General features: G+C 66.2%; 20 protein-coding genes. 10 read left to right on the forward strand and 10 right to left on the reverse strand.

Annotated elements, in window-relative coordinates; translation table 11 throughout:
• Positions 1 to 681 precede the first annotated feature (681 nt).
• The 4 genes from AC1ME3_RS00050 to AC1ME3_RS00065 all read left to right on the forward strand — a co-directional run bounded on the left by AC1ME3_RS00050 (position 682) and on the right by AC1ME3_RS00065 (position 11,623).
• On the forward strand, positions 682 to 6,897 hold the full coding sequence (locus AC1ME3_RS00050) for an autotransporter domain-containing protein (RefSeq protein ID WP_480954334.1): 6,216 nt from the start codon (positions 682 to 684) through the stop codon (positions 6,895 to 6,897).
• A 124-nt stretch (positions 6,898 to 7,021) separates the two neighbouring features.
• The gene (locus AC1ME3_RS00055) at positions 7,022 to 8,944 is read left to right on the forward strand and encodes a S9 family peptidase (protein WP_480954335.1); all 1,923 of its coding nucleotides are present in this window, start codon (positions 7,022 to 7,024) and stop codon (positions 8,942 to 8,944) included.
• 38 nt (positions 8,945 to 8,982) lie between these two features.
• Entirely contained in the window at positions 8,983 to 9,963 is a 981-nt protein-coding gene (locus tag AC1ME3_RS00060; protein ID WP_480954336.1) for an MBL fold metallo-hydrolase, read from the forward strand.
• Positions 9,964 to 10,084: 121 nt separating this feature from the next.
• The gene (locus AC1ME3_RS00065; protein WP_480954337.1) at positions 10,085 to 11,623 is read left to right on the forward strand and encodes a L,D-transpeptidase family protein; all 1,539 of its coding nucleotides are present in this window, start codon (positions 10,085 to 10,087) and stop codon (positions 11,621 to 11,623) included.
• Here AC1ME3_RS00065 and AC1ME3_RS00070 read toward each other — a convergent pair.
• Positions 11,620 to 12,954 carry a chloride channel protein gene (locus tag AC1ME3_RS00070; protein WP_480954338.1) on the reverse strand — a complete coding sequence of 445 codons (1,335 nt, stop codon included), beginning with the start codon at positions 12,952 to 12,954 and terminating at the stop codon, positions 11,620 to 11,622. The genes AC1ME3_RS00065 and AC1ME3_RS00070 overlap by 4 nt on opposite strands.
• 169 nt (positions 12,955 to 13,123) lie before the next feature.
• On the opposite strand from AC1ME3_RS00070, the gene AC1ME3_RS00075 reads away from it, so the two are divergent.
• Entirely contained in the window at positions 13,124 to 14,287 is a 1,164-nt protein-coding gene (locus AC1ME3_RS00075; protein ID WP_480954339.1) for an endo-1,4-beta-xylanase, read from the forward strand.
• Positions 14,288 to 14,314: 27 nt separating this feature from the next.
• Here the strand turns inward: AC1ME3_RS00075 and proC are convergent, their stop codons facing one another.
• From proC to AC1ME3_RS00100, 5 genes are all read right to left on the reverse strand, one after another.
• On the reverse strand, positions 14,315 to 15,118 hold the full coding sequence (proC, locus tag AC1ME3_RS00080; protein WP_480954340.1) for a pyrroline-5-carboxylate reductase: 804 nt from the start codon (positions 15,116 to 15,118) through the stop codon (positions 14,315 to 14,317).
• Positions 15,115 to 15,621, reverse strand: a complete 507-nt coding sequence (locus AC1ME3_RS00085; RefSeq protein WP_165895101.1) for a type III secretion system chaperone family protein — start codon at positions 15,619 to 15,621, stop codon at positions 15,115 to 15,117. Before AC1ME3_RS00085 ends, proC begins: the two co-directional genes overlap by 4 nt.
• 97 nt (positions 15,622 to 15,718) lie before the next feature.
• On the reverse strand, positions 15,719 to 16,006 hold the full coding sequence (locus AC1ME3_RS00090) for an accessory factor UbiK family protein (protein ID WP_056485995.1): 288 nt from the start codon (positions 16,004 to 16,006) through the stop codon (positions 15,719 to 15,721).
• A 51-nt stretch (positions 16,007 to 16,057) separates the two neighbouring features.
• A complete protein-coding gene (locus AC1ME3_RS00095; protein ID WP_480955869.1) occupies positions 16,058 to 16,576 on the reverse strand; it encodes a TspO/MBR family protein in 519 nt (172 codons plus the stop codon).
• Between the two features lie 220 nt (positions 16,577 to 16,796).
• Positions 16,797 to 17,597, reverse strand: coding sequence for a TlyA family RNA methyltransferase (locus tag AC1ME3_RS00100; RefSeq protein ID WP_480954341.1), 801 nt, complete (start codon positions 17,595 to 17,597; stop codon positions 16,797 to 16,799).
• Between the two features lie 186 nt (positions 17,598 to 17,783).
• Here AC1ME3_RS00100 and AC1ME3_RS00105 point away from each other — a divergent pair, with 186 nt between their 5' ends.
• Complete coding sequence (locus AC1ME3_RS00105; RefSeq protein ID WP_056047792.1) at positions 17,784 to 18,455, forward strand: RBBP9/YdeN family alpha/beta hydrolase; 672 nt, start codon at positions 17,784 to 17,786, stop codon at positions 18,453 to 18,455.
• Positions 18,456 to 18,592: 137 nt separating this feature from the next.
• Here AC1ME3_RS00105 and AC1ME3_RS00110 read toward each other — a convergent pair whose 3' ends face one another.
• Entirely contained in the window at positions 18,593 to 18,760 is a 168-nt protein-coding gene (locus AC1ME3_RS00110) for a hypothetical protein (protein ID WP_480954342.1), read from the reverse strand.
• Positions 18,757 to 20,679, reverse strand: coding sequence for a 1-deoxy-D-xylulose-5-phosphate synthase (gene dxs / locus AC1ME3_RS00115; RefSeq protein WP_426280605.1), 1,923 nt, complete (start codon positions 20,677 to 20,679; stop codon positions 18,757 to 18,759). Before dxs ends, AC1ME3_RS00110 begins: the two co-directional genes overlap by 4 nt.
• Positions 20,680 to 20,771: 92 nt before the next feature.
• Here dxs and AC1ME3_RS00120 point away from each other — a divergent pair, with 92 nt between their 5' ends.
• Positions 20,772 to 21,302: a GNAT family N-acetyltransferase gene (locus tag AC1ME3_RS00120; protein ID WP_480954343.1), complete on the forward strand. Its 531-nt coding sequence runs from the start codon at positions 20,772 to 20,774 to the stop codon at positions 21,300 to 21,302.
• 164 nt (positions 21,303 to 21,466) lie between these two features.
• On the opposite strand, the gene AC1ME3_RS00125 is transcribed toward AC1ME3_RS00120, so the two are convergent.
• A complete protein-coding gene (locus AC1ME3_RS00125) occupies positions 21,467 to 21,934 on the reverse strand; it encodes a Fur family transcriptional regulator (protein ID WP_107961831.1) in 468 nt (155 codons plus the stop codon).
• A 41-nt stretch (positions 21,935 to 21,975) separates the two neighbouring features.
• Positions 21,976 to 22,359: a MerC domain-containing protein gene (locus AC1ME3_RS00130; protein WP_056047781.1), complete on the reverse strand. Its 384-nt coding sequence runs from the start codon at positions 22,357 to 22,359 to the stop codon at positions 21,976 to 21,978.
• A gap of 300 nt (positions 22,360 to 22,659) precedes the next feature.
• Between AC1ME3_RS00130 and AC1ME3_RS00135 the strand changes: the two genes are divergently transcribed.
• From AC1ME3_RS00135 to rpsI, 3 genes are all read left to right on the forward strand, one after another.
• Entirely contained in the window at positions 22,660 to 23,727 is a 1,068-nt protein-coding gene (locus tag AC1ME3_RS00135; RefSeq protein ID WP_480954344.1) for a COX15/CtaA family protein, read from the forward strand.
• 124 nt (positions 23,728 to 23,851) lie between these two features.
• Positions 23,852 to 24,331: a 50S ribosomal protein L13 gene (rplM, locus tag AC1ME3_RS00140; RefSeq protein ID WP_082441436.1), complete on the forward strand. Its 480-nt coding sequence runs from the start codon at positions 23,852 to 23,854 to the stop codon at positions 24,329 to 24,331.
• Entirely contained in the window at positions 24,331 to 24,888 is a 558-nt protein-coding gene (gene rpsI / locus AC1ME3_RS00145; protein ID WP_082441435.1) for a 30S ribosomal protein S9, read from the forward strand. Before rplM ends, rpsI begins: the two co-directional genes overlap by 1 nt.
• Positions 24,889 to 25,157 lie beyond the last annotated feature (269 nt).

A 25,157-nucleotide genomic window follows, 5' to 3' on the forward strand; every position in this document is an offset into this window, starting at 1 on the left:
ATTGCGGTGGCGGGCAGCCCTGCCGGTTGCCCCGCAGTGGTTGGAACGGTTGTCGCGCGGAAAGCTTTCGGTTGGGATGTAGAACCCGAATCATGGTTTACGTGTACGGCACTAAGTCGTTCTAGGCCCTGTTATTTACGCGAGGTACATCAGCGACGTAACGCGATATCGGTTTTTTCTTACGCCCCTCACCCGCCAGTCATTTATTAGATATCGCGTTGAGCTAGACCCGATGACACGAACGGTGGTTAGCCACGGCTTGCTCGTCCGGCACATGGCGCCTTGGGCAATAAAAACCAGACGATATCCGATCGAATGCCAATCCCCCTCTCGACATGATTATCTGAAATGGTACCGTCACGTTTTCCTCGTATAGGGACGGGGACAGGGGGAAATTTTCGCATGGCTGGTAAGTTTGCGACGTGGTCTGTTCGGCCACGTCTCGTGTCGTTTGCGTTCGGTACGAGCGTTCTTGCCATTGCTGCGGCTGCTTCGCCAGCCGCAGCGCAGTGCGCCCCGGATCCGACAACGGTCGGCGGCACGACCATCTGCAGTGGAATCGATTTGTCTGGGCTTGCCGTTCCGACCAACGGGACACGTGTGGTCGTCGAAAAGGGCGCTACTGTTTTTGGGGGAAATGGCGCTGGGGGGATCGAGACATCTGGTTCGACGTCCACATTGATGGTCGGGGGGACGGTCTCAGGTGGGGCCAGGCCGGGGATCGTCGTCACCACCGCGAATTCCTATTTCGGGTATCTCGGCCCGTGCGACCCCTATGCGGGCGCGAGCGTCATCGTCTGCGGTCCGCCCTACGGCACCGTCTATCCCGCCAACAGCACCGCTATAACCGTTACCGCCGACGGCACCGTCAGCGGCAGTTCGGCGATCCGGTTGCAGGCAAATCCCAACAATGCCGCCGGCCTCCTGACAGCGACGATCGTCAACGCAGGCACGCTGACCGCCACCACCGGCCCTGCCCTGGTCGCGGACACGGGCGCATATTTCACGCAGATCACCAATCAGGCCGGGGGCACGATCGCCGGCATCACGGGCGTCACCCGCGCGATCGACAATGCCGGGACGATCGATCGCGGCATCGTCGTCGGCACCCCCGCCAACTTCGCCCCCGCCACGTTCGTCACGAACGCGGGCGCGATCAACGGTGGTATCAGCGGCGCGATCCAGCAGGTCCGCAACAGCGGCACGATCACGGCCGGTTCCGCCTCCGCGATCGCCGCGAACCCCGTATCGACGTACCAGTATCTGCAGATCGTCAACAGCGGCGCGATCACGTCCAATGCTAGCACCGCGACCCTCGCATCGGCCGGCGGCATGATCGTCGAGAACAGCGGCCGGATCGTCAATGCCGGCAGCGGTGCCGCGATCGAGGCCAACGGGTTCTTCAGCGTCACCAACGCCGCCGGCGCAACGATCGGCAGCGCAGGACCGATCGCGATCCGGAGCGCCGGCACGCTCAATCTCGTCAACGCAGGCACCATCAACGGGTCCGTCGTGGCAGGCGGCAACGCCAATCAGTACAGCGCGATCGATATCGCCAAGGGCATGATCAACGGCGACCTGCTGCTCGGCGCCAGCAACGATACCGTCACCGCACGGTTCGACATCGCCGCCGGCCGGATCGGCGGCGTGAGCGGCACCATCGACGCCGGCGGCGGGATCGATACGCTTAAACTGGGCATCGACGGCAACACGACGCTGGGCGCCGGGACGATCCCGTCGAGCTTCGAACAGCTCGGGTTGAACCTTACCGACGCCAATGTGACGCTCGCCGACGGCGTCCGGCTGCCCAATGGACTGACCGCGACGGGTACGGGCAGCATCACGAATGCCGCCACGCTGGCGACCACCGGCCAGGCGATCACGATGTCGGCCCGCTATCCCGGCACGCTGTCGCTGACCAACATCGGTGCGATCACCGCCAACGTCACCAACAGCTATGGCGCGGCGGTGTCGGTCTATAATGGCGAATTGACCAACAGCGGCACGATCACGGCGATCGGCGGCAGCGGGGCCAGCGTCACCAATTACAATGGTCCGACCGCCATCACCAACACGGGCACGATCATCGCATCGGGCTATGGCGCGCTGGTCTATTCGGGCGCGCTGGCGAACAGTGGTACGATCCGCTCGACCGGCAACATCGGCGCAATCATCAGCGGATCGCAGTCGAACGAGACCCCATCGACCAACAGCGGCCTGATCCAGGGCGCGACCAGCGGCGTCTCGCTGTCGTACGGACGCTTCGTCAATACCGGGGTTATCACCGGCGGCGCGAACGGTGACGGCGTGGGCGTCGACATCACTTATTACGGGATCGTCGACAATCAGGCAGGCGGCACGATCTCGGGCGCGACCGGAATCAGCGGACGCAACGGCTATGGCAGCATCGTCCTGAACGGCGGCACGATCAACGGCGGCGTCCAGTTCGCGAGTACTTCCTATTACGATCAATCGGCGGACATCTTCGTCGATACCGGCGGCACGGTTAACGGCGCGATCCAGTTCGGCGGCGGCGACGACCTGCTCGTCACCGATCTGGTTCAGCCGACCGGCCGCGCGCTGGCCGGCGCGACCGGCGGCATTACCGGGGGTGATGGCTTCGACAGCATCGTGTACCGCGTCGGCGCCGATGCGGCGGCGCAGGTCACGATACCCGCGGCGTTCGAGGGCGTGGGCTATGAACTGGCGAACAATGCCGCGCTGACGCTGATTGCGGCACGCCCGCTGACCACGACGATGATCGTGTCGGGCACCGGTACCGTGGACGTGACCGCCGATATCAGCCTGGCGGGTCGAACGCTGATCGACATGACGGCGCCGACGCTGGCGCGACGGCTCGGCGATCTCGACGCGCCGGCAAACGATCTTGCCGTGATCAGTCGCGGCACGCTGACCGGATCGGCAGACGACCGGGTCTTCTACGATCCAACCTATGCGGTGAAGGCCGGATCAGGCCGGTTCGAGAACGCCGGGACGATCAACATGACGGGAGCCCGGTCGGCTGACTATTATTATTATTATTCATCCGGCGCGATCATCGGCAGCGGCACCGTCGTCAACTCGGGGACGATCAACCTCGCGGGTGGCGCATACGGCATCAACGCCCCGACCGTCGTCAACTCGGGCACGATCTCCGGGGCGACCGGTTCGAGCAGCAGCGGCATCCTGAACGTCCGCACGCTGGAGAACAGTGGCACGATCGTCACCGACGCCGTCGCGGTATCGGCCGATTATTATTACGGTGAACCCAATCGGGTCGTGAATACCGGACGGATCGAGAGCCGGCGCGATACCGCCTTGTCGCTTAATGGCCGCACCGACGTGCTGAACGATACGGGCGGAGTCATCAGCGGGGCAGCGCAGGCGATCCTCGGCTATGACAGCACCGTCCTCAACCGTGGTACGATCGTCGGCTACGTCTATCTCGGCAGCGATCTGCAATATGGCACCACCTCGACCTATGTCGCCGACGGCGGCACGCTCGCCGGTTCGCTCATTTTCGGCGGGGGCAACGACGTCTTCGTGCAGACCGGCGCGGAGACGGGCGTCTCGGGCCTGATCGACGGCGATGACGGAACCGATGCGGTGATCCTGCAGCGCGTTGGCGCCGGCAAGTTCACCGGCGCAGTCAATTTCGAGACGCTAGCAGTCAATGCCGGGATCTGGACGCTGACCGGCGCGCAGACCTATTCGAGCGGCATGACGATCGCCGCGGGGGCCACCGCGATCGGCAGCGGCGCCGTCCTGAACGGTCGGATCGCCAACGCCGGTGCGCTGGTGTTCGACCAGACCGCGAACACCGGCTTCACCGGTACGGTCACGGGCGCAGGCAGCGTCACGAAGGCCGGAGCGGGCGTTCTGACCCTCGGGACGCAAGCCTATACGGGTGCTACCAACGTCACCGGCGGCACGCTTGCCCTGGCCGGTACGCTTGCCAGCACCGTCTATACGGTCGGCGCAGGCGCAACGTTGACGAGCGCGAACGCCACGACGATCGCCGCGACCGGACCGACGCTGTCGGTCGTGAACGCGGGAACGATCGCCAACACCAACGCCAGCGGCCGCGCGATCAACGTCGCGGGCAGCGTGGCCGGCACGAACGGCGTCCGCACGATCGCGATCGTCAACGCGGAGGGTGGCCTGATTACCAGCGCCGACGACGCGATCCGGATCAACGTCAACCCGACCGGCGGCAGCATTCGGATCGACAATGCCGGTACGATCCAGACCACGGCCGGTGGCCAGGCGATCGATTTCGACGCGGTCGCCTCCGGTGCGGCGTCGATTGTGATCAACAACTATGCGACGGGCATCATCCGATCGTTCGGTCAGGATGCGATCCGGCCGGGCCAGGGTGCGATTGTCACCAATGCCGGTTTGATCCGCTCCGATGGCGCACCCAACAACAGCTATGACGGGATCGACTGGCAGGCGAAGTCGGGCATCGTGACCAACCTCGCGACCGGCACGATCTCCGGTCTGCGTCACGGCATCACCAGCGATACAGCGGTCGACGTCACCAATTACGGCCTGATCCAGGGGCGTAACGGCTCCGGCGTCGGATCGGATGGCACCGGTACCGTCACCAACTACGGCACGATCACCGGCGCCTGGGACGGCGTCGCGATCAATGGCGACGGGGACGGCGTCGATATCGACCTGATCGGCACGGTTCGCAACTTCGGCACGATCCGCGGGCTGAGCGCGAACGGGGTCGACTCCGGCGGCCAACCCAACGGTGCCGAGGGCATCGCGATGGGCGGCGGCCGGATCGAGAACGCAGCGGGCGCGATCATCGCGGGTGCCGCGCGCGGGATCCTGATCGACAATGGCTCGGCCGGCAGCGCCTATGGCGCGACCACGATCGTCAACGCCGGCACGATCCAGGGCGGCACGGGCGCAGCGGTCACCTTCGTCGGCACGTTCGACGATATGATCGTCAATTCCGGCAGCATCGTCGGCGGCAGCAACGGACTGGCGATCGATTTCGGCGCAGGCAACGATACACTCGCGCTGTTGCCGGGTTCGTCGATCACCGGTCGCGTCGATGGCGGCACGGGCACCGACCAGGTGGTACTCGCGGGAACCGGCACGGGCAGCTTCGCAGGGGCCGTCAATTTCGAACGCCTCGATATCGTCTCGGGCAACTGGTCGTTGACTGCTGCGTCCAGCTTCGCGAACGGGACGGGCATCGCCTCGGGGGCCATACTGAACGGTACCACCACGACGCTGACCGGCAGTATCGCGAACGCCGGAACGGTGCGGATCGACCAGACCGGCGACGGTGTGTTCGGCGCGACGCTCGGCGGCACGGGCGCACTCGTCAAGGCCGGCACCGGCAACCTCACGATCGGCAACCAGTTCGGCTTCACCGGCTCGACCAGCGTCCAGGCAGGACGCCTTACGCTGGCGGGCACGCTGCCATCGGCGGTGACGGTCCAGTCAGGCGGGACGCTGGGCGGCAACGGCACGATCGCCAGCGCGATCATCGCCAACGGCGGGACGATCGCACCCGGCAACAGCATCGGTACGATCACGATCGCCGGCAATCTCGTCCAGCAATCGGGCTCGATCTACGCGGCCGAGATCGCGCCAGGCGGTCTGTCGGATCGGATCGTGGTCGGCGGTACCGCCACGTTGCAATCGGGCGCGCGACTTGCGATCACCGGGACCGCGGGAACGATCGGCACTCGCTACACGCTGCTGACCGCCGCCGGTGGCGTGACCGGCAGCTATGCCGTCACCCAGTCGACCGCCGGCGGCACCGAACTACGGCTCGGCTATACCGGCAATGCGGTGTTCGCCGATGTCGCGCGCACAAGCGCGGGCCTGATCGGCGTTGCCCGTACAGATAACCAGCGGGCCGTCGCCCCAGCCCTTGCCGCGCTTGGCATCGGCAATGCGGCCTATGCGGCGCTGACACTGGTCCCCGACGCCGACACCGTCGCCGGCGCGTTCGATACGCTCACCGGTGAAGTTCACGCCTCGCTGCGGACCGCGATGGTTCGCGATGCGCAGGTCGTCCAGAACGCAGCCCTGTCGCGCACACTCGGCGGCGACCAGCCGAGTGGCCTGTGGGGGACGCTGCTCGCCAACAGCGGCAACGACGATCGCACCGCCGATACGGGCGCGGTCGACCGCGATACGATCGGCGGCGTCGGGGGCTTCGACGTTGCCGCGGGCGGTGGCCGGATCGGCATCGCCGGCGGCTATACCCGTACCAAGCTGGCGATCGATACGCGGGCGAGCACCGCCCGGTCGAAGACGATCCACGTACTGGGCTATGCCGGTGGCGACTATGGTGCGGTCAGGGTTCGCGCCGGAGTCGGGTATGGCTGGACCGACAATCGCACCGAGCGATCGGTCAGCTTCCCCGGGTTCGCCGATCGCCTGCGCGCCGATTATGACGGCGATACGTTCCACAGCTTCGCCGAGGCCGGGTATGCGATTCCGTTGGGTGGCGGCAGCGTCCAGCCGTTCGCCGGCTTCCAGGCGTTCCGCGTCCATACCGACGGGATCGCGGAAGCAGGCGGCGCGACCGCGCTGACCGTAGCAGCGCGAACCGAATCCTTCGCGTTCGCCAGCGCCGGCTTCCGGTTCGACACGCCGATCGTAGAGGGTCTGTCGGCGCGTGGCGTCAGCGCCTGGCAGCGCCGCGTCGACGGTGCCGCACCGACCAGCATGGCTCGGTTCAGCGCCGGCACGTCGACCTTCGACATCGCCGGGGTCCCCTTGTCGCGCGATGCGATGACCGCGGGGCTCGATCTCGTCTGGGCCCCGAGCGCGACGATCCGGGTGACGTCGGGCTATGCCGGACTGATCGGCAATCGCGGCACGGACAGCACGTTCAAGCTGACCGCCAGCATCGGCTTCTGATCGCAGGGAATGGTGTGGCGGAACCGCCGCACCATTCCCTCGACAGGCCAAACGTCCTGCATCCGCTTGCCGCGGATTGGCGAGGCGCTAAGCAGGGGCAACCGCTGTCCTGCCGGAGCCCCCCATGCGTCTTACCGTCACCGCCGCCCTTCTCGTCGCGACCGCCGCGCCTGCGTCCGCGCAGACGCTCCATCAATATGGCGGGCTTGCGCTGTCGCCCGCGGGCGATCGCACCGCGACCGTCGAGAGCAGCAGCGCGCATGGTGTCATAACGCTCCGCAACGTCACCGACGGGCGCGTTCTGCGGACGATCGATCCGTGCGCGACGTGCAGCTATGCTGGGCTCACGTTTGCCCCAAATGGCGACCTGGTGTTCCTGATCCGCGACACCGCGGCGGGCAACGTCCGGCTAACCTATGCCGATGCCAAGGCGACACGCACCGTCGCGACCATCGCCGGTATCGCGCAGACTCCGCGCGTGTCGCCCGACGGCAAGCGGATCGCGCTGCTGGTGACGCTAGGCGCCGCCAAGGAATCGGGCGCGACGCAGGCCGGCGTTCGGATGATCGGCGAGATCGGCGAGAAGAGCGACGAACAACGCCTCGCCGTGTTCGACATCGCCAAGGCGACGACGACCGTGACGCCGCTCTCGCCTGCGGGTCGCTATGTCTATGAATATGACTGGACGCCCGACGGCCGCGGGTTCGTCGCGACGACCGCGCTCGGCAATGGCGACAACAACTGGTGGGTCGCGACGCTCGACGCGATCGACGCGCAGACCGGCGCGGTCCGCTCGATCGCCAAGCCGACGACGCAGATCAACCAGCCGCGCGTGTCTCCCGATGGCCGCACCGTCGCCTATGTCGGCGGCCTGATGAGCGATTTCGGCTCGATCGGCGGCGACGTCTTCACGATCGCGCTGGAGGGCGGCACCCCGCGCAACGTCACCGCCGGCGCCAAGTCGACGGTGACGACGATCGCCTGGACCCGCGGTGGCCTGCGCACGGTGACGCTGGCCGGCGACCAGATGCAGTTCGGCACGCTCACCCCCGGGCAGCCGGTCGTGCCGGGGTTTGCCAAGCCGGCAAGCTCGAGCGCAGGCGATGGCCGCGCGGTGTTCTCCGCGGACGGGCGGATCGCCGCCGCCGTGGTCCAGGATTACGAGCACGCACCGGCCATCTACGCAGGGCCGCTCACCCCCCAGGGACAGGGCGTGAAGCAGATCACGCACGACAACGACGCGATGCCCGCGCTTGCCGCAGCGCGGAGCATCAGTTGGAAGAACGAGGGCTTCGACGTCCAGGGCTGGCTGCTCGCCCCCCGCCCCACCTCGGGCACCGCACCAACCGGCAAGGCGCCGATGATCACGATCGTCCACGGCGGCCCGTCGGCGGCCTCGACGCCCAGCTATCTCTATCCGACCTCGCTCAACGCCGCTTTGGTCAAGGCAGGCTATTACGTCTTCCTGCCCAATCCGCGCGGCAGCTACGGCCAGGGCGAGGCATTCACCGCCGCGAACAAGCGTGACTTCGGCGGTGGCGACCTGCGCGACGTGCTGGCCGGCGTCGATGCGGTCGAACGCGTCGCGCCGGTCGACGACAAGCGCCTCGGCCTCGGCGGGTGCAGCTATGGCGGGTTCATGGCGATGTGGGCCAACACGCAGACCAACCGCTTCAAGGGCATCGTCGCCGGCGCCGGCCTGTCGAACTGGGTCAGCTATTACGGCACCAACGGCATCGACCAGTGGCTGCTGCCGTTCTTCGGCACGTCGATGTACGACGACATGAAGGCGTATGAGGACGTCTCCGCGATCTATCATGCGAAGACCGCGCGGACGCCGACGTTCATCTATGTCGGCGAGCGCGATATCGAGGTGCCGCCGACCCAGTCGATCGAATGGTGGCACGCACTGAAGGATCAGAACGTCCCCGTCAGCCTGGTGATCTATCCCGACGCCGGCCACTGCGTGACGGGCCCCGAACAGTCTGCAGACGTCCGGCAGCGGTCGATCGCGTGGTTCGACAAATACGTGAAGAACGCAAAGTAGCGTCTGGGCGGCCGGGGGGCTTCGGGCTAGGCAGGCGCATGCCGCAGAACCGTTATTACCAGGGTCCCCCGTCCGACCATTTCGATGGTCTTCGGTTCTTCAATCCGGGGCAGGCGCCGACCGACCGCGGCCTGAAAGACGTGCTGCGGTGGAAGCTGGCGAGCGGCGTCGCGAAATGGCCGCGCTCGGTACCGGTCACGCCGGCCAAGCCCGACGCGAGCGTCGACGGGATTCGCGTCACGATGATCGGGCACGCCTCGATGCTGATCCAGGTGGCGGGGCTCAACATCCTGACCGACCCGATCTGGTCGGAGCGCGCGAGTCCCGTCTCGTTCGCCGGGCCAAAGCGCGTCGCGGCGCCCGGCATCGCTTTCGACGACCTGCCGCCGATCGACGTCGTCCTCATCAGCCATTGCCATTACGACCATTTCGACGTCGCCACTTTGCGCAGGCTTCAGGTGGCTCATGCGCCCCTGTTCGTCCTCCCGCTCGGCAACGATACGATCCTGCGCGCCGCGGTGCCCAAAGCCAGATGCGTCGTCGGCGACTGGTGGGATCGCCTGCCGGTTGGCGACGGCATCGCCACCACGATCACCCCTGCCTATCACTGGGCGAACCGCTGGCCGAGCGACGTCCGGATGGCGCTATGGGCAGGGCACTGGCTCGACACGCCCGCCGGAGCGATCTGGTTTGCGGGCGATACCGCGTACGGCAATGGCGCGATCTTCGGCCAGATCCGCGAGCGTCTCGGCGCGCCCGACGTCGCGCTGATCCCGATCGGCGCCTACGCCCCGCGCTGGTTCATGGCCGGGCAGCATGTCGATCCGGCCGAGGCGGTACGCATCTTCGGCGAGGTCGACGCGAAACGGGCGCTCGGCATCCATTGGGGCACGTTCCAGCTGACCGACGAAGCACGCGACGCGCCGCAAATCGCGCTGGCCGAGGCGCTGGACGCAGCGACGATACCCCGCGAAAAGTTTGTCGCGGCACCACCCGGCGGCGTCTTCGATTTCGGCTGATCGACGGTTGGCCGAACTGAGAAACCGAGAAATCTGCCGCTAATGTGAGCCCATCCAACGGTCCAAACGTTATCCACCGATGACAGTACGAACTTTACGGATGCAGCTCGCTTCGGGTTGCATGCCGGTCCTGGCTCTGGCGCTCGGTGGATTTGCTCGCGCGCCGAAGCCCATCGTCCCAACAAAGGCCATCGCGGAAGGCCAGCCCCGCACCGCGTCGAAGTCGGCACCAAAGGCAGTTGGCAAGGCCACTTCGACCAAGGCCGCTTGGACCGCGGCAAACATCGCGGCCTTCGATCAAATCCTTGCCGACCGTGCGCGCCAAGGCCTCGATCGGGTCGAGTTCCTACCCGCACCCGCCGATGGCGCCCCGCCCGTCGACGATGCCGCGCGAACCAAGGCCGCACTCGATTATGCCGGCGCGCTCGCACAGGGCCGCGTCGACCCCGCCTCGCTGCATCAGATCTACACGCTGCCCCGCCCCAAGGTCGACCTTACCACCGGGCTGTCGCGGGCGCTCGCCAAGGGCGACCTCGTCGCCTGGTTCGACGGTCTCGCGCCGCAGGATGCCGAGTACAAGCAACTCTCAGAAGCGTATCTCGCGTTCAGCGCCAAGGCGTCGACCGCGACGCCGGTGCAGGCGATACCCTCCGGCGTCATCCGCGTCGGCAACCGCGACGCGCGTGTCGCCACGATCGTCGAGCAGCTAGCTGAGAGCGGATATCTTCCCTCGTCGACCGACCCGCTCGCCATAGCGCCCGTACCGACGCCCATTTCGCCGACGGCGACCACGCCGACGACCGCGACTTCAATGATCTACACGCAGGCGATGGCCGAGGCGCTGAAAGGGCTGCAGACCGACTACGGCATCGCCGCAGACGGCGTGGTCGGACCCGAGACGTTGAAGGTACTGAACCTTGGTGCGGGCGATCGTGCTCGCGCGCTGGCGGTCGGGCTCGAACGGCGGCGATGGCTGGCGCGAACGCCGCCGCCCACGCGGATCGACGTCAACACCGCCGCCGCACAGCTTCGCTACTACCGCGACGGCACGATGATCGATCAGCGCAAGGTGATCGTCGGCGAACCCGGCCGCGAGACGCCGGCGCTGTCGTCACCGATCTATCGTCTGGTTGCCAATCCTACCTGGACCGTGCCCAAATCGATCCAGAACGGCGAGATGGCCAATGTCGGCGAGGAGTATCTCACCGCGCACAACATGGTCGTCCGAGATGGCTGGATCGTCCAGCAGCCGGGGCCGAGCAACGCGCTAGGCATGGTCAAGTTCGACATGGCGAACGATCAGGCGATCTACCTGCACGACACCTCCGCGCCGGGCTTGTTCGATCGCAGCCAGCGTCATCTGAGCCACGGCTGCGTTCGCGTCGAGGATGCGCTTGGGTTCGCGCGGATCCTCGCGGAGGACGAAGGCGTCGGCGAGGCGTGGCAGACGGCGCAGGATTCGGGGGAGACAAGCTTCGTCCCCCTGCCCCGCCGCATTCCGGTCCGGCTGCTGTACCACAACGTCTATGTCGACTACGCCGGCAAGGTCGCGTTTCGGACCGATCCTTACGGCTGGAACGATCCGATCGCGGAGCAACTCGGCTTCGCCAAGGCATCCGCCAAACGGGCCGAGGCGCAGGCGATCGATATCGGGCCCTAAGGAGCTTTCGGCGTTGCGGGCATCGCGAACGTCTTCGACAACCCGTGGTACAGCTTCTCGCGGCAGACCCATTGGCTGGCCGCATCGGCGATGAACGCGGTCGCGAACATCGGCAGCATCAGTCCGCGGCTGGCGGTCGTCTCCGACAGGATGATGACGGCGGTCAGCGGCGCGCGGACGACACCCGCGAAATACGCGACCATCCCCAGGATCACGATCGCGCTCGCGGGTTCGCCGGGAAACACTTCGCGAAGCAAATTGCCGACACCCGCCCCGACCGCGAGCGACGGCGCGAAAATCCCGCCCGGCAACCCCGCGATCGCGGTCGCGGCGGTCGCCACGAACTTGGCGGGTCCGAACCACAACGGCGCATCGACACCGACGATCATCGCGCGCGCCGCGGAATAGCCGGTTCCCCAGGTCAGGCCGGTGAACACGCCCAGCACCGCGACGACGGCGCCGCACGCCCCAGCGAACTTCACCGGGTTGGCGCGGGTCCAGGTCGTCATGCGGTTGCGGCTCTGCGCCATCGCCAGCAGCGTGCGGGAAAACAGACCGCCCGCCATCCCGCCGGCGATCCCGGCGACCGGCGCTACCAGCAGCGCCGACAGCAACGGCATATGCGCGCCGATCGCGCCGAAATAGATGTAGTCGCCCTGCACCGACTGCGCGACCATCCCGGCGATGACGATCGCGGCGAGGACCAGCAGCGTCACGCGCTGCTCATACGCCGATGCCAGTTCCTCGATCGCGAACAACAACCCGGCGAGCGGCGTGTTGAACGCGGCTGCGACACCCGCCGCGCCACCGGCGATCAGCACGCCGCCCCGCAACGGTACGCGGACCAGCCGGTGCGTCGCGCCCATCACCGCTGCGGCAAGCTGCACGGTCGGCCCCTCGCGCCCGACCGACGCACCGCCCAGCACTGCGCCGATCGTCAGCACGGCCTTGGCGGCGACGGTGCGCGGCGAGATCAGCGTCCGCGTCGCCTCGTTCGGATCGGCCTGTGCCGCGATCACCTGCGGAATACCCGATCCCCGCGCGAACGGCGCGTACCGCCGCGTCAGCCAGACCAGCGCCATGAACGTCAGCGGCGTCGTCAACAGCGGCAGCCAGTGCCAGCTCTGCGCGTAACCGGCGAACACCCCCGCCGCCCAGTCCGCCGCTTTGGCGAACAGCGTCGCGACGACGCCGATCAGGATCGCCCCCGTCAGGATCGCCGCACGAGTGCGGAACTGCACGGACCGCGGCCCCCGTGCACGCAGCAACGCACGGTACCGCGACGGCGTCCAGCGTTTCGCCGGCATAAGATGATCGAAGAGCCCAGGCATGATGTCGATCTAGTTCATGCCGCCCGCCACGTCACCCGCCCAGTCACCCACCAGCCTCACCCGCCTGCGACTTGGCGGCGCGCAGGCCTTAGCGGCCCGGTAAGCGATTGACATCGTCCCGATATCTAACAACGATAGCGCTATCACAAAAATATAATGAGGATGCTTCGTGGACATTACACGGCGGGACGGACTGGGCATGCTGGCGGGGCTGGCGGCTGCCGGCGCTGCGGCGAATGCTCAGGCGCGATCGATCCTGCGCCCGACGGGAGCCGACGGGAGCCTGCAATCGCTGGCAGCAGCCAAGGGCATGCGCCTCGGCTCCTGTTTCGCGTGGAGCGAACCCGGCGCGGACCGCGGCTCGTTCGCCAATCCGGCCTATGCGAGACTGCTCAAGCGCGACTGCGGGCTGCTGGTTCCCGAGAACGAGATGAAGTGGCAGGCGCTCCGCCCCAGCGCCACGACCTTCGACTTCGCGCGGTTCGACGCGATGATGGCATGGGCCGATGCCAACGCGCTGCCCGTACGCGGCCACAACCTCTTGTGGCACCAGCCGAAATGGATGCCGAAATGGGAAGAGAGCCACGATTTCGGCGCGACGCCTGCGCGTGCGGCGGAACAGTTGCTCGTCCGGCACATCACCACGGTATGCCAGCGCTATGGCACGCGTATCCGCAGCTACGACGTGGTCAACGAGGCGGTCACCCCTGCCGACGGCACTCTGTACACGACCGCCCTGTCCCGCGCCCTCGGCAGCCCCGAGGCGACGCTCGACCTTGCCTTCCACACGGCGCGCACCGCAGCACCGCACGCGCAACTCGTCTATAACGACTATATGAGCTGGGAACCGGGCAACGCACAGCACCGCGCCGGCGTCGTCAAGCTGCTGGAAGGGTTCAAGGCGCGCGGCGTTCCGGTCGACGCACTCGGCGTCCAGTCGCACCTCGTCACGCAAGGCACCGACACCCGCGCCACGATCGCCGCGCTCGAAGGCGAATGGCGCCGTTTCATCGATGCCGTCACCGCGATGGGCTATGCCATCGTCATCACCGAACTCGACGTCCGCGACAATAATCTCCCCGCCGAGGTCGCCACACGCGACCAAGGCGTGGCCGACTTCACACGCGGCTATCTAGACCTGATGTTCGCCTACCCGGCGCTGAAGGACGTGCTGTTGTGGGGCATCACCGACCGCTACAGCTGGATCGAGGGTTTCGAGCCGCGCAAGGACAAGGCTCGCCGCCGCCCCTGCCCATACGACGCCGCATTCGCCGCCAAGCCGATGCACGCCGCAATCGCCGCTGCCTTCACCGCAGCGGCACCGCGCGGCTAGCAATTCCCACGACAATCAAGACTGCCTCTAACGCGCCGCAGCCGCCATTTCGGCGTTGCGGCGTTCGGAGGCGGCAAGCGTCGCGGTAAGCAGTGCTACCAGGGCATCGTCGCGGTCGAGGACGTTCAGGCCCTCGCGAGTCGATCCGCCGGGGCTGGCGACGCGGTCGGCGAGTATGCCGGGCGATACGTCCGCCTCGGCCGCCATGATCGCAGAACCCTCCAGCGTGGCGATAGCGAGACGCGCCGCCTGGTCCGTCGGCAGCCCGAGCGCTGCACCCGCCCTGGCGAGCGCATCGGCGAATCGGAACACGAACCCGGGGCCGGATCCGGCAAGCGCGGTCACGGCATCGAAATGCGCTTCGTCGGCGATCCATTCGTAATGACCGAGCGGCGCTGCGAACGCTTCCGCCGCCGCGATCGCCTCTTCCGACGCACCAGCGGTGTAGAGCGAAGTCACGCCCTTGCCGATCGCCACCGGAAGGTTGGGCATCGCGCGGACGATCGTGTCAGCCGCGAACCGCTGGGAGAGCGCCGCGTGGTCGACACCGGCGAGGATCGATAGGAGCAGCTGCGGCTTGCCTCGCATGGGCGCCAGCAAAGCCTGCGCGGCATCGATCTGCTGCGGCTTCAGCGCGAGCATCACCGTCGCGGGCGACTCTTCGTCGGGAAGCGCGGTCAGCGAACGGACACCTTCGGGCGCCCCCTGCCCGCTCCGCGTGATCACCGTAACGGTCGCCGGCTCGAGCCCGGCGGCGATCCACTGCCGCAGCATCGCCCCGCCCATGTTGCCGCAACCAATCAGCCACAGCGGACCTGCCGGAAAGCTCATGCCTCGCCGTGCGTTTCGATTAGTGCCGCGGCGATCGCTTCCTTGGGGCTCTTCCCGCCCCACAGCACGAACTGGAACACGGGGTAGAAGCGCTCGCACTCCTCGATCGCCGATTCGACCAGCAGTTCCGCCGCGTCGAGCGACATCGTGCCGTCGTCTCCGCCGTCGACCATCGCCGCGTGCCGGAACAGCAAGATGCCGCTCGACGACCAGAGTTCGAAGTGGCCGATCCAGAGCTGTTCGTTGACCAGCCCGATCGTCTCGTACACGGCCTGGCGCCGCTCGTCGGGCACCTTGATGTCGGGAAAAGCGAGGAATTGCAGGACGCTATCGTCTTCGCGCCACAGCGCGCGCAGTTCGTAGGTCGCCCAGCTTCCCTTGACGGTCGCGACGATCTCGTCGTCGTGACGCTCATGCTCCCAGCCATGCGCAGCGTAATAGCTCTCGAGCATGTCGATCGGGGCGGCGTCTTCGTGGTCGTGGTCGGCGTGTTCAAGCATCATAGGGTCCTGGCGGTCCTTATCGCACGACAAAGGGTGCCGAGGCAAAAACGCCCCGACAACCCCATCGGCCCCAATTCTGCGGAAAACTGTGGAAAAGTCAGTCGACCGACGCCCCGAGCGGTGCATTTACCGTCGATTGTGCGGCAAACTTGGCTTCGAGCGCATCGAGCCGGGCCTTCAACGCATCGTTCTCGTCGCGCGCGGCCGACGCCATCGCCTTCACGGCGTCGAACTCTTCGCGACTGACGAAGTCGAGCCCGCCAAGCCATTCGCGCGCGCGTTCCCGTGCACCGGAACCGGCTTCGCGACCGACGCCCGCAAGCGTACCGGCAGCACCGTTCAAGACCTTGACGATATCGTCGAACACGCGGTTTTCGGACTGCATTGCTTCAAAATCCCAAAGACTGTCGCAGTGACTGTTACAGTGACTGCTGCGTCACAGCATTTGGGACGTATGCGGCGCGGGTGCAAGGGTTTCGGCTTCGGGGTTCAACTGCCCGATGCTGAACGCGAGCACGCCGGCAAAGCTGATCCACACCATGTACGGCACCATCAGCCACGCCGCGGCGGGGCGGATGCGCGCGAATACAAAGGTCGCGGCGATCGACAGCGCCAGCATCGCGACGATCACCAGTACCGACAGCCCGATCTTGTGCGCGCCGAAGAACATCGGTGTCCAGGCGAGGTTGAGCAGGAACTGGCCAACGAACAGCGCGACGGCCAGCCCGCGCAACCGAGCGCCGCGCGCGTTGAGGATCATAGCGAGCGCGAGCCCGATCAGGATGTAGAGCGTGGTCCAAACGACCGGGAACACCCAGCCGGGCGGGTTCAGCGCAGGCTTTGCGAGCGCCATGTACCACGCATTCTCGCTGCCGACGCTGACCGATCGGCCGGACAGGAAGCCTAGCAAAAGGATCAGGGGCACGGTCACGACCGCCCAGCGGAGGAACGACATCCTCAACTGGCCCTTCGAAGCGATACCGCCCACACAAATCCTTCCGCCTCTACGCGCGCTCGTCCTGGCGCGCATTTTGCGATCGGTAAACCGAGTTTGGTGGATAATCGTTCCGCTAGTGGTTCATTCCGGCACGCTACCTCCCCACGCCGTCATCCTGACGAAAGTCAGGACCCAGGATACCGAACGCACCCCGCGTGGCTCTGGGTCCTGATTTTCGTCAGGATGACGGGGGCGTTTCGGGATCGTTTGGCACGTCCGAGGTCCGCTGTTCCACCGTCGAACTCTCGCCATGCAAAGCAGCAATCAGGAACTCGACATTACCCTCAGGCCCCGTGATCGGACTCTCGACCACGCCGACCACGCTCCACCCCTGCCCCGTCAACCACGCCGCGACCTCGTCGCAGACGCGCTGGTGGATCGCGGTATCGCGGACGACACCGCCCTTCCCCACTTCGCCGCGTCCCGCCTCGAACTGCGGCTTCACCAGCGCCATCAGCCTCGCGTCGGGCTTGGCAAAGGACATCGGCCGCTCCAGCACCTTGGCCAAGCCGATAAAGCTCGCGTCGCAGACGATCAGGTCGATCGGCTCGGGGATATGCGCGGACGTGAGGATACGCGCGCTGGTTTGCTCGTGGACGATGACGCGCTCATCCTGCCGGAGCGACCAGGCAAGTTGGTTGGTGCCACTATCGACCGCGTAGACCTTCGCCGCGCCGTTCTTCAGCATGACGTCGGTAAAGCCGCCGGTCGACGAGCCGACGTCGATCGCGACCGCGCCGGCCACGTCCCAGCCGAAATGCGCGAGGCCGTGCGCCAGCTTGATCCCCCCGCGCGAGACCCAGGGATGATCACGACCGCGCACGTCGAGTTGCACGTCGTCCGCGAGCGTCTGCCCCGGCTTGTCGACCTTCTTCGTCCCCGCAAACACGAGGCCCGCCATTATCAGCGCCTGCGCCCGTGTGCGCGACTCGACGAGGCCTCTGTCGACCAGCATCTGGTCCGCGCGTATCTTTGCCATGAGCGTGCGTATCGCCGCCGGGTCCGACTACCGCAAGCTGCCTTCCTTTTGCCGCAATGTCATTGCCCATTCGATTAGTAGGATTAAGTTGAAGACATGGGATCGTGACCGGATGGCGTGCCCTAGAGCGTCCTTCGGCCACGCTCCCGACCTCGAAGAACGAGGTTTTGGAGAAGGAGAAGCGCTGTGGGTTCTTTCGCACCGTATGATTCCGTCCAGCCGACGATCCTGACCGTGCCCGGCCTTGGTGGATCGGGTCCTTCACACTGGCAGACGTTATGGGAAGAGGCGCGGCCCGACACGGTCCGCGTCGAGCTCGGCATGTGGAACACGCCGCACCGCAACGCCTGGGTGACGCGACTCGATGAGGCGATCCGGCAGGCACAGGCACCGGTGATCCTCGCTGCACACAGCCTCGGGTGCCTCGCGGTGGCATGGTGGGCCGAACTCAGCCCGCAGCCTTATGGCTGGCCAGTGGCGGGCGCACTGCTGGTGGCGCCGGCGGACGTCGATCGCGGCGGCGCGCAGGCCGAGCTGAAGGGCTTCTCGCCGACTCCGCGAACGCCGCTGCCGTTCCCGTCGATCGTGGTGGCGAGCAGCGACGACCCCTGGGTCACGCCCGAGCGCGCGCACAGCATGGCGGCAGACTGGGGCAGCCACTTCGTCGACGCCGGGCCGCAAGGGCATTTGAATGCCGCGAGTGGGATCGGCTGGTGGCGTGAAGGGCAGGATCTGCTCGAGCGCGTCATCGCGGCAAGTGGTGATGGTCGAGGGCAAGCTCTACCGCCAAGCAAAGCGCGGTCGATCCTTGCGGTAAGCGCTACAGACGCCGCGCAAACGCACTACTTGGGCGGGTGAAGTTGATCAAAATACACCACCCCGGCGAAGGCCGGGGCCCAGTTGGGGGACGTCACTAACGGAGCGCTACCCTCGATTACTAAGGCCTTACCAACTGGGCCCCGGCCTTCGCCGGGGTGGCGTGTGGGGCTGGCGGTTCACGAAATCCGCGTACCGTTCTCATCGAACAGTTCCGGATTAGCCGCCTGCTCGGCCTTCGCCGCAGCCAGCCCACCCCGCATCCGCCGCCACATCGCAATATTCAACGACACCATCACGACCATCGCCAGAACGATGATCACAAGACCCTTGGTCGGCCCGGTCATGCGCGCGCTTCGGCGACCCCGCCCGAATTGTGGCGGAGCGCCTTGAGCACGGTATCCACCAGCGCAGTCGCGTCGAGCCCGGCCTCGGCATACTGGACTTCGGGCTTGTCCTGGTCCTGGTACACATCGGGCAAACGCAGCGTACGCAGCTTCAGCCCGCCATCGATCAACCCCTCGTCAGACGCCATCGTCAGCACGTGCGCGCCAAAACCACCGACCGAGTTCTCCTCGATCGTCACCGCGACTTCGTGCGTCGTGAGCAGCTTGCGGATCAGATCGACGTCGAGCGGCTTGGCGAAGCGGAGATCCGCTACCGTCGTGCTCAGCCCCTTGGCCTCGAGAACCTCCGCGGCCTTGAGCGCTTCCTCGAGACGCGTGCCGAGCGACAGGATCGCGATCTTCTTGCCCTCGCGCACGACGCGCCCCTTGCCGATCTCCAGCAGTTGCGGAGTCTCGGGCAGCGCGACGCCGGTGCCGTTGCCGCGCGGATAGCGCACCGCGATCGGGCCGGTGTCGTACTGCGCCGCGGTATGCGTCATGTGGACGAGTTCCGCCTCGTCCGCCGCCGCCATCACGACGAAGTTCGGCAGCGTCGCGAGGTACGTGACATCGAACGAGCCGGCATGAGTCGCACCGTCCGCACCAACGAGCCCCGCGCGGTCGATCGCGAAGCGGACCGGCAGGTTCTGGATCGCGACGTCATGCACGACCTGGTCGTACGCGCGCTGGAGGAACGTCGAGTAGATCGCGCAGAACGGCCGCATGCCCTGCGCGGCGAGGCCGGCGGCGAAGGTGACGCCGTGCTGTTCGGCAATGCCGACGTCGAAGAACCGGTCGGGATACGCCTTGGCGAACGCGTCGAGCCCGGTGCCCGAAGGCATCGCCGCGGTGATCGCGCAGATCCGCGGGTCGTTGGCGGCCTCGGCGACGAGCTGCGCGCCGAACACGTTCTGGTATTGCGGCGGGCCTGGGGGCGCCTTGGTCTGGACGCCCGAGATCACGTCGAACTTCTGGACGCCGTGATACTTGTCCGCGGCGGCCTCGGCGGGGCCGTAGCCCTTGCCCTTCTTGGTGACGACGTGGACGAGGATCGGGCCCTCCTCGGCATCGCGGACATTCTCGAGCACCGGGATCAAGTGTTCGAGGTTATGCCCGTCGATCGGACCGACATAATAGAAGCCGAGCTCCTCGAACAACGTGCCGCCCATCGTCATGCCGCGCGCGAACTCATCGGTCTTGCGCATGCCGCTGGCAATCGGCCGTGGCAGCCGCTTGGCGAGTTTCCGAGCAAGGTCGCGGAAGCCGAGGAACTCGCGACTCGACACGATCCGGCTAAGATACGCCGACAGCCCGCCGACCGGTGGAGCGATCGACATATCGTTGTCGTTGAGGATCACGACCAGCCGGTTGCCCGCCTGCGCGGCGTTGTTCATCGCCTCGTACGCCATGCCCGCGGACATCGCGCCATCGCCAATTACCGCGATGCCCTTGCCGGGGGTGCCTGCAATCTTGTTGGCGATCGCAAAGCCCAGCGCTGCCGAGATCGACGTCGACGAATGCGCCGCGCCGAACGGGTCGTATTCGCTCTCGCTACGCTTGGTGAACCCGCTAAGCCCCCCGCCCTGCCGCAGCGTGCGAATCCGATCGCGGCGTCCCGTCAGGATCTTGTGCGGATAGCATTGGTGACCGACGTCCCATACGAGGCGGTCGCGCGGGGTATCGAAGACATAGTGGATCGCGGTGGTCAGCTCTACCACGCCGAGCCCCGAGCCGAGATGCCCGCCGGTGGTGCCGACCGCGGAAATCGTCTCGGTACGCAGTTCGTCGGCGAGTTGGCGGAGCTGGTCCGGGCGCAGCTTGCGGAGGTCGTCGGGCGTCGAAACGGTGTCGAGCAGCGGTGTCGAGGGAAGGTCGGCCATCGGACGGGCTTAATGCAGCGCGCGTATCGTGTCGATTGTTACCGTGTCTTGACGTAGCATTCGCACTGGAATCGCTCGGAAAGTGCACAATTATGAACTTTACGCACCGTGTTGCTCGTGAGGCGGATATTCCGGCGATTTCCGCGCTGATGGCCCGCGCGATCGGAGCGTTGCAGGGGGACTTCCTCACGCCGACTCAGATCAAGGCGAGCCGCGCGGTGATGGGGCTCGATACGCAGTTGATAGCGGACGGGACGTATCTGCTAGTCGAGGCGAAGGGTCGGCTGGCCGGATGTGGCGGCTGGAGTCGGCGCGCGACGCTCTATGGGGGCGATCACAGCACGGCGTTGCGCGATGCGGCGTTGCTCGATCCGGCGCGCGATGCGGCACGCATCCGCGCGATGTATACCGATCCGGATTTTACGCGGCGGGGTGTCGGGCGGCTGGTGTTGTCGGTTTGCGAGGCCGCAGCGCGAGAGGCCGGGTTTGCGCGAGCGGAAATGATGGCGACGCTGGCCGGCGAGCCGCTGTACCGGGCCTGCGGGTATCTGCCGATCGAGCGGATCGAGACCCCGGGGGACGTGCCTGTGCCGATGGTCCGGATGGGGAAGGATCTGGGGTAAAACCGAGCCAGTAGCGCAGCAGCCACCCCTCCCTGGAAGGGAGGGGCCGGGGGTGGGTCGGCTTCCGGATCAGGTGGTACTGGCCAAAACGAACCGACCCACCCCTACCCCTCCCTTCCAGGGAGGGACGGCCGATCACGAAGGTAAGCGTGTGGGGTAAGCTTCTACTTCGCTTCGCAGTCCGCACATCGCCCGCGGACTTCGATCACCGGGCGAACCGGGGAGAAGCCCGCCGCCTCAGCCGCGTTGCGAACGCCCTTGGTGATCGTGTCGTTATCGAGATGCGTGGTCTGGCCGCACGAGTCGCAGACCAGGAAGATGCAGTCGTGCAGGCAATCCGGGTGCGCGTTGGCGACATAGGCATTGGCGCTCTCGACTCGCCGAGCGAGGTTCGCGCCGACGAAAAGGTCGAGGATGCGATACACGCTGTTCGCCGCGACCCGGCGACCTTCGGCTTTCGAGACGGCTTCGGCGATATCGTACGCAGATGCCGGCTTCTCGAAGCTGGCCAGTGCCGCGAATACGCTGGCGCGCATCGTCGTCCATTGCTCGCCAGCCTTTTCAAGCGTCGTCTGTGCTGCGACGGTGAGATCGGCGCCCTGCGGTTCGGTGTGGTTGTGAGCGTGCGCCATGCTGGATGAAGTAGGATGCCGGAAGGGTTCCAGCAACCCGCTCAGCTTTCCGCGCGACGGTTGAGATCGTGGCCGAATGCGAGCAGGCCGACGCCGACGATCGTCCACAACGTCTCGCCGCCACCGCTGTCGTGCGGCAGCGTCATCGCGCCCGCCATGATGCCGAGCCCGAGCGCACCCATCGCGGCAGGCATCATATAGCCGTGATTGAGCACGCCGCGGCCGAGCGCGAGCGCGCCAAGGCCGATCGCGATCGTCAGGCCGACTTCGTGGAAGATCGGGTCGAGCAGGAACCCGCCGGCCGTCGACATCAGCGCAACGAGTACTGAGGTCGCCAGGCAATGCACCATGCACAGGCCGGACAGGCCGATCGCGTAGCGATCGAGACCGGCGAAGCGGTGGGTATGCGTGGCCGAGGGCGTCATCGTTCTTCGGATATAGATGGGTGGTTGAAAGGATACAACATTACATTGCAGATTTTGTTGGCTGCTGGGGTGGTTTTTCGTCGCCGTCCAGCAAGGCCCTGACCATGCAACGTCGCGCCCTCCTCACTTGTTTCCCCGCGAAGGCGGGGACCCAGCCTGGGCTCCCGCCTTCGCGGGAGAACAAGGAGGTAGCGTGCTGCGGCTACTGGAGTCTCGGCCCTCGATCGCCCCCAGCAACATGAAGCAACGCCGCACCACGAACCGATGGCGCCTCACCTCGCAAACCACTATCTCCTCACCATGCTTCAACCCAGCGCCGCCTTCCTCACCAAAGCCCGTCCTCGTTCCGTCGCCCTGTGGCTGTTCACGGTCGCCGGCCTGATCGTCGCGATGGTCGTCATCGGCGGGATTACGCGGCTGACCGAGTCGGGGCTGTCGATCACGCAGTGGAAGCCGATCAGCGGGATCATCCCGCCGCTCAACGACGCGCAGTGGCAGGCCGAGTTTGCCGCCTACAAGCGCATCCCCGAATACGCCGCCTTCAACGCCGACATGACCGTGTCCGGGTTCAAGGCGATCTTCTTCTGGGAATACCTCCACCGGCTATGGGGCCGCGTGATCGGCCTCGTGTTTGCGGTGCCGCTGATCTGGTTCGCGGTGCGCAAGCGAATCCCGGTCGGCTATGGCTGGCGGTTGTCGGCTCTGCTGGCGCTTGGCGCGTTCCAGGGCGCGATCGGCTGGTGGATGGTCGCCTCCGGACTGTCGGTGCGCACCGACGTCAGCCACATCCGTCTCGCCGTCCACCTGCTGACCGCACTGACGATCCTCGCCGGGATCGTCTGGACCGCGCTCGACCTGATGGCGCTGCACCGAAATCCGCTCGCCGCGCCTGCCCGCCTCGCGCCGGTTGCGATCCTCGCGCTCGCGCTGCTGTTCGTGCAGCTGGTCTACGGCGCCTTCACCGCCGGACTCGACGCCGGCTATGCCTTCGCGAGTTGGCCGCTAATGGGCGACGGGCTGTTCCCTGCCGACGTGCCGATGGTGAACCCCGCCTGGAGCAACGCGGTCGACAACCCGATCGTCGTGCAGTTCATCCACCGCTGGTTCGCGTTTGCCGCCGCCGCCGGGCTCATCTGGCTGGCGATCAAGGCGACCAAGACCGGCAGCAGTGCAGGCTTCTTCGTCGTTGGCCTCGTCACGCTACAGATCATGCTGGGCATCGCGACGCTGATGACCGGCGTACAGATCGACGTCGCGGTCGCGCACCAGGGTAACGCCGCACTCCTCCTGATCGCCGCGATGTTCGCCGCCCACGCAGTCGGCACCGCACCCCGCCTGAATCAACGGGGCTACAAGCAGCGGGTATAATAATACCCGTCAGGAAACCGGCGGAAAGCTTGACTTGAAGCCCCCCTTTCAGCATTAGGCCGGCATTCGCGCTGCGGGGCCTCCCCTTGGTGCGCTTGCATTCAATCTGGAAGGTCTAACGCCCATGAAGGCGCTCATGAAGACCACCAAGTCGGCGAAGCCGGCAGAGGTGGACAAGCAGTGGCATATCGTCGACGCGGAAGGTCTCGTCGTCGGCCGAGCCGCATCGATCATCGCCAACGTCCTGCGCGGCAAGCACAAGGTGTCGTTCACCCCGCATGTCGATTGCGGTGACAACGTTGTCGTGATCAACGCCGACAAGATCCGCTTCACCGGCAACAAGGCCGCGAAGAAGATTTATTACAAGCACACCGGTTATGCCGGCGGCATCAAGGGCATCACTGCCGCCAAGGTCCTCGACGGCCGCTTCCCGGAGCGCGTTCTCGAAAAGGCTGTCGAGCGCATGATCCCGCGCGGCCCGCTGGGTCGTGAGCAGATGCGCAACCTGCGTATCTTCAAGGGCACCGAGCATCCGCACGAGGCACAGAACCCTGCCGTGCTCGACATCGGCAGCATGAACCGCAAGAACAAGGTGGGCGCATAATGTCCGACAACCGCCAGTCGCTCGCCGATCTCGCGAGCCTGACCAACCAGCCCGCGCCGGCTGCCCCCGCCGAGCAGGCTCTGCCGACCAGCGAAGGCGATATCGCAGCGCCGGTCTCGAACGAGCCCGTCCGCGAGCCGATGCCGCTGCGCGAGCAGATCCTCGACAAGCAGGGCCGCGCCTATGCGACCGGCCGTCGCAAGGACGCCGTCGCCCGCGTCTGGGTCAAGCCCGGCACCGGCAAGATCACGATCAACGGTCGTGACCAGGAAGTGTATTTCGCACGTCCGACGCTGCGTCTCGTCATCAACCAAGTGTTCGGGATCACCGAGCGCGAAGGTCAGTACGACGTAGTCTGCACCGTCAAGGGTGGTGGCCTTTCGGGCCAGGCCGGCGCGGTCAAGCACGGCATCAGCCAGGCGCTGACCCGCTTCGAGCCGGTGCTGCGCGCATCGGTGAAGGCAGCAGGCTTCCTGACCCGCGACAGCCGCGTCGTCGAGCGCAAGAAGTACGGCAAGGCGAAGGCCCGTCGCAGCTTCCAGTTCTCGAAGCGCTAATCTCGCTTTCAGTATCTGCGTATCAGAAGGGCGGTCCGGCAACGGGCCGCCCTTTCTCGTTTTGGGGTACAGCGTGATGACGCCAGGGTGAAAGCTGCAACGAACCCCAAACCCCAACGATCTCCCCTCCCTGGAAGGGAGGGATTGGGGGTGGGTCGGCCAGCTTCAGCCCCAACGGTCGGACATGCGGAAGCCGACCCACCCCCTGCCCCTCCCTTCCAGTGAGGGGAGCCTGTTGGAGTTGGCGCGCAGCGTGACTATTGCAGATG

This window comes from Sphingomonas sp. BL2 (assembly GCF_056680015.1).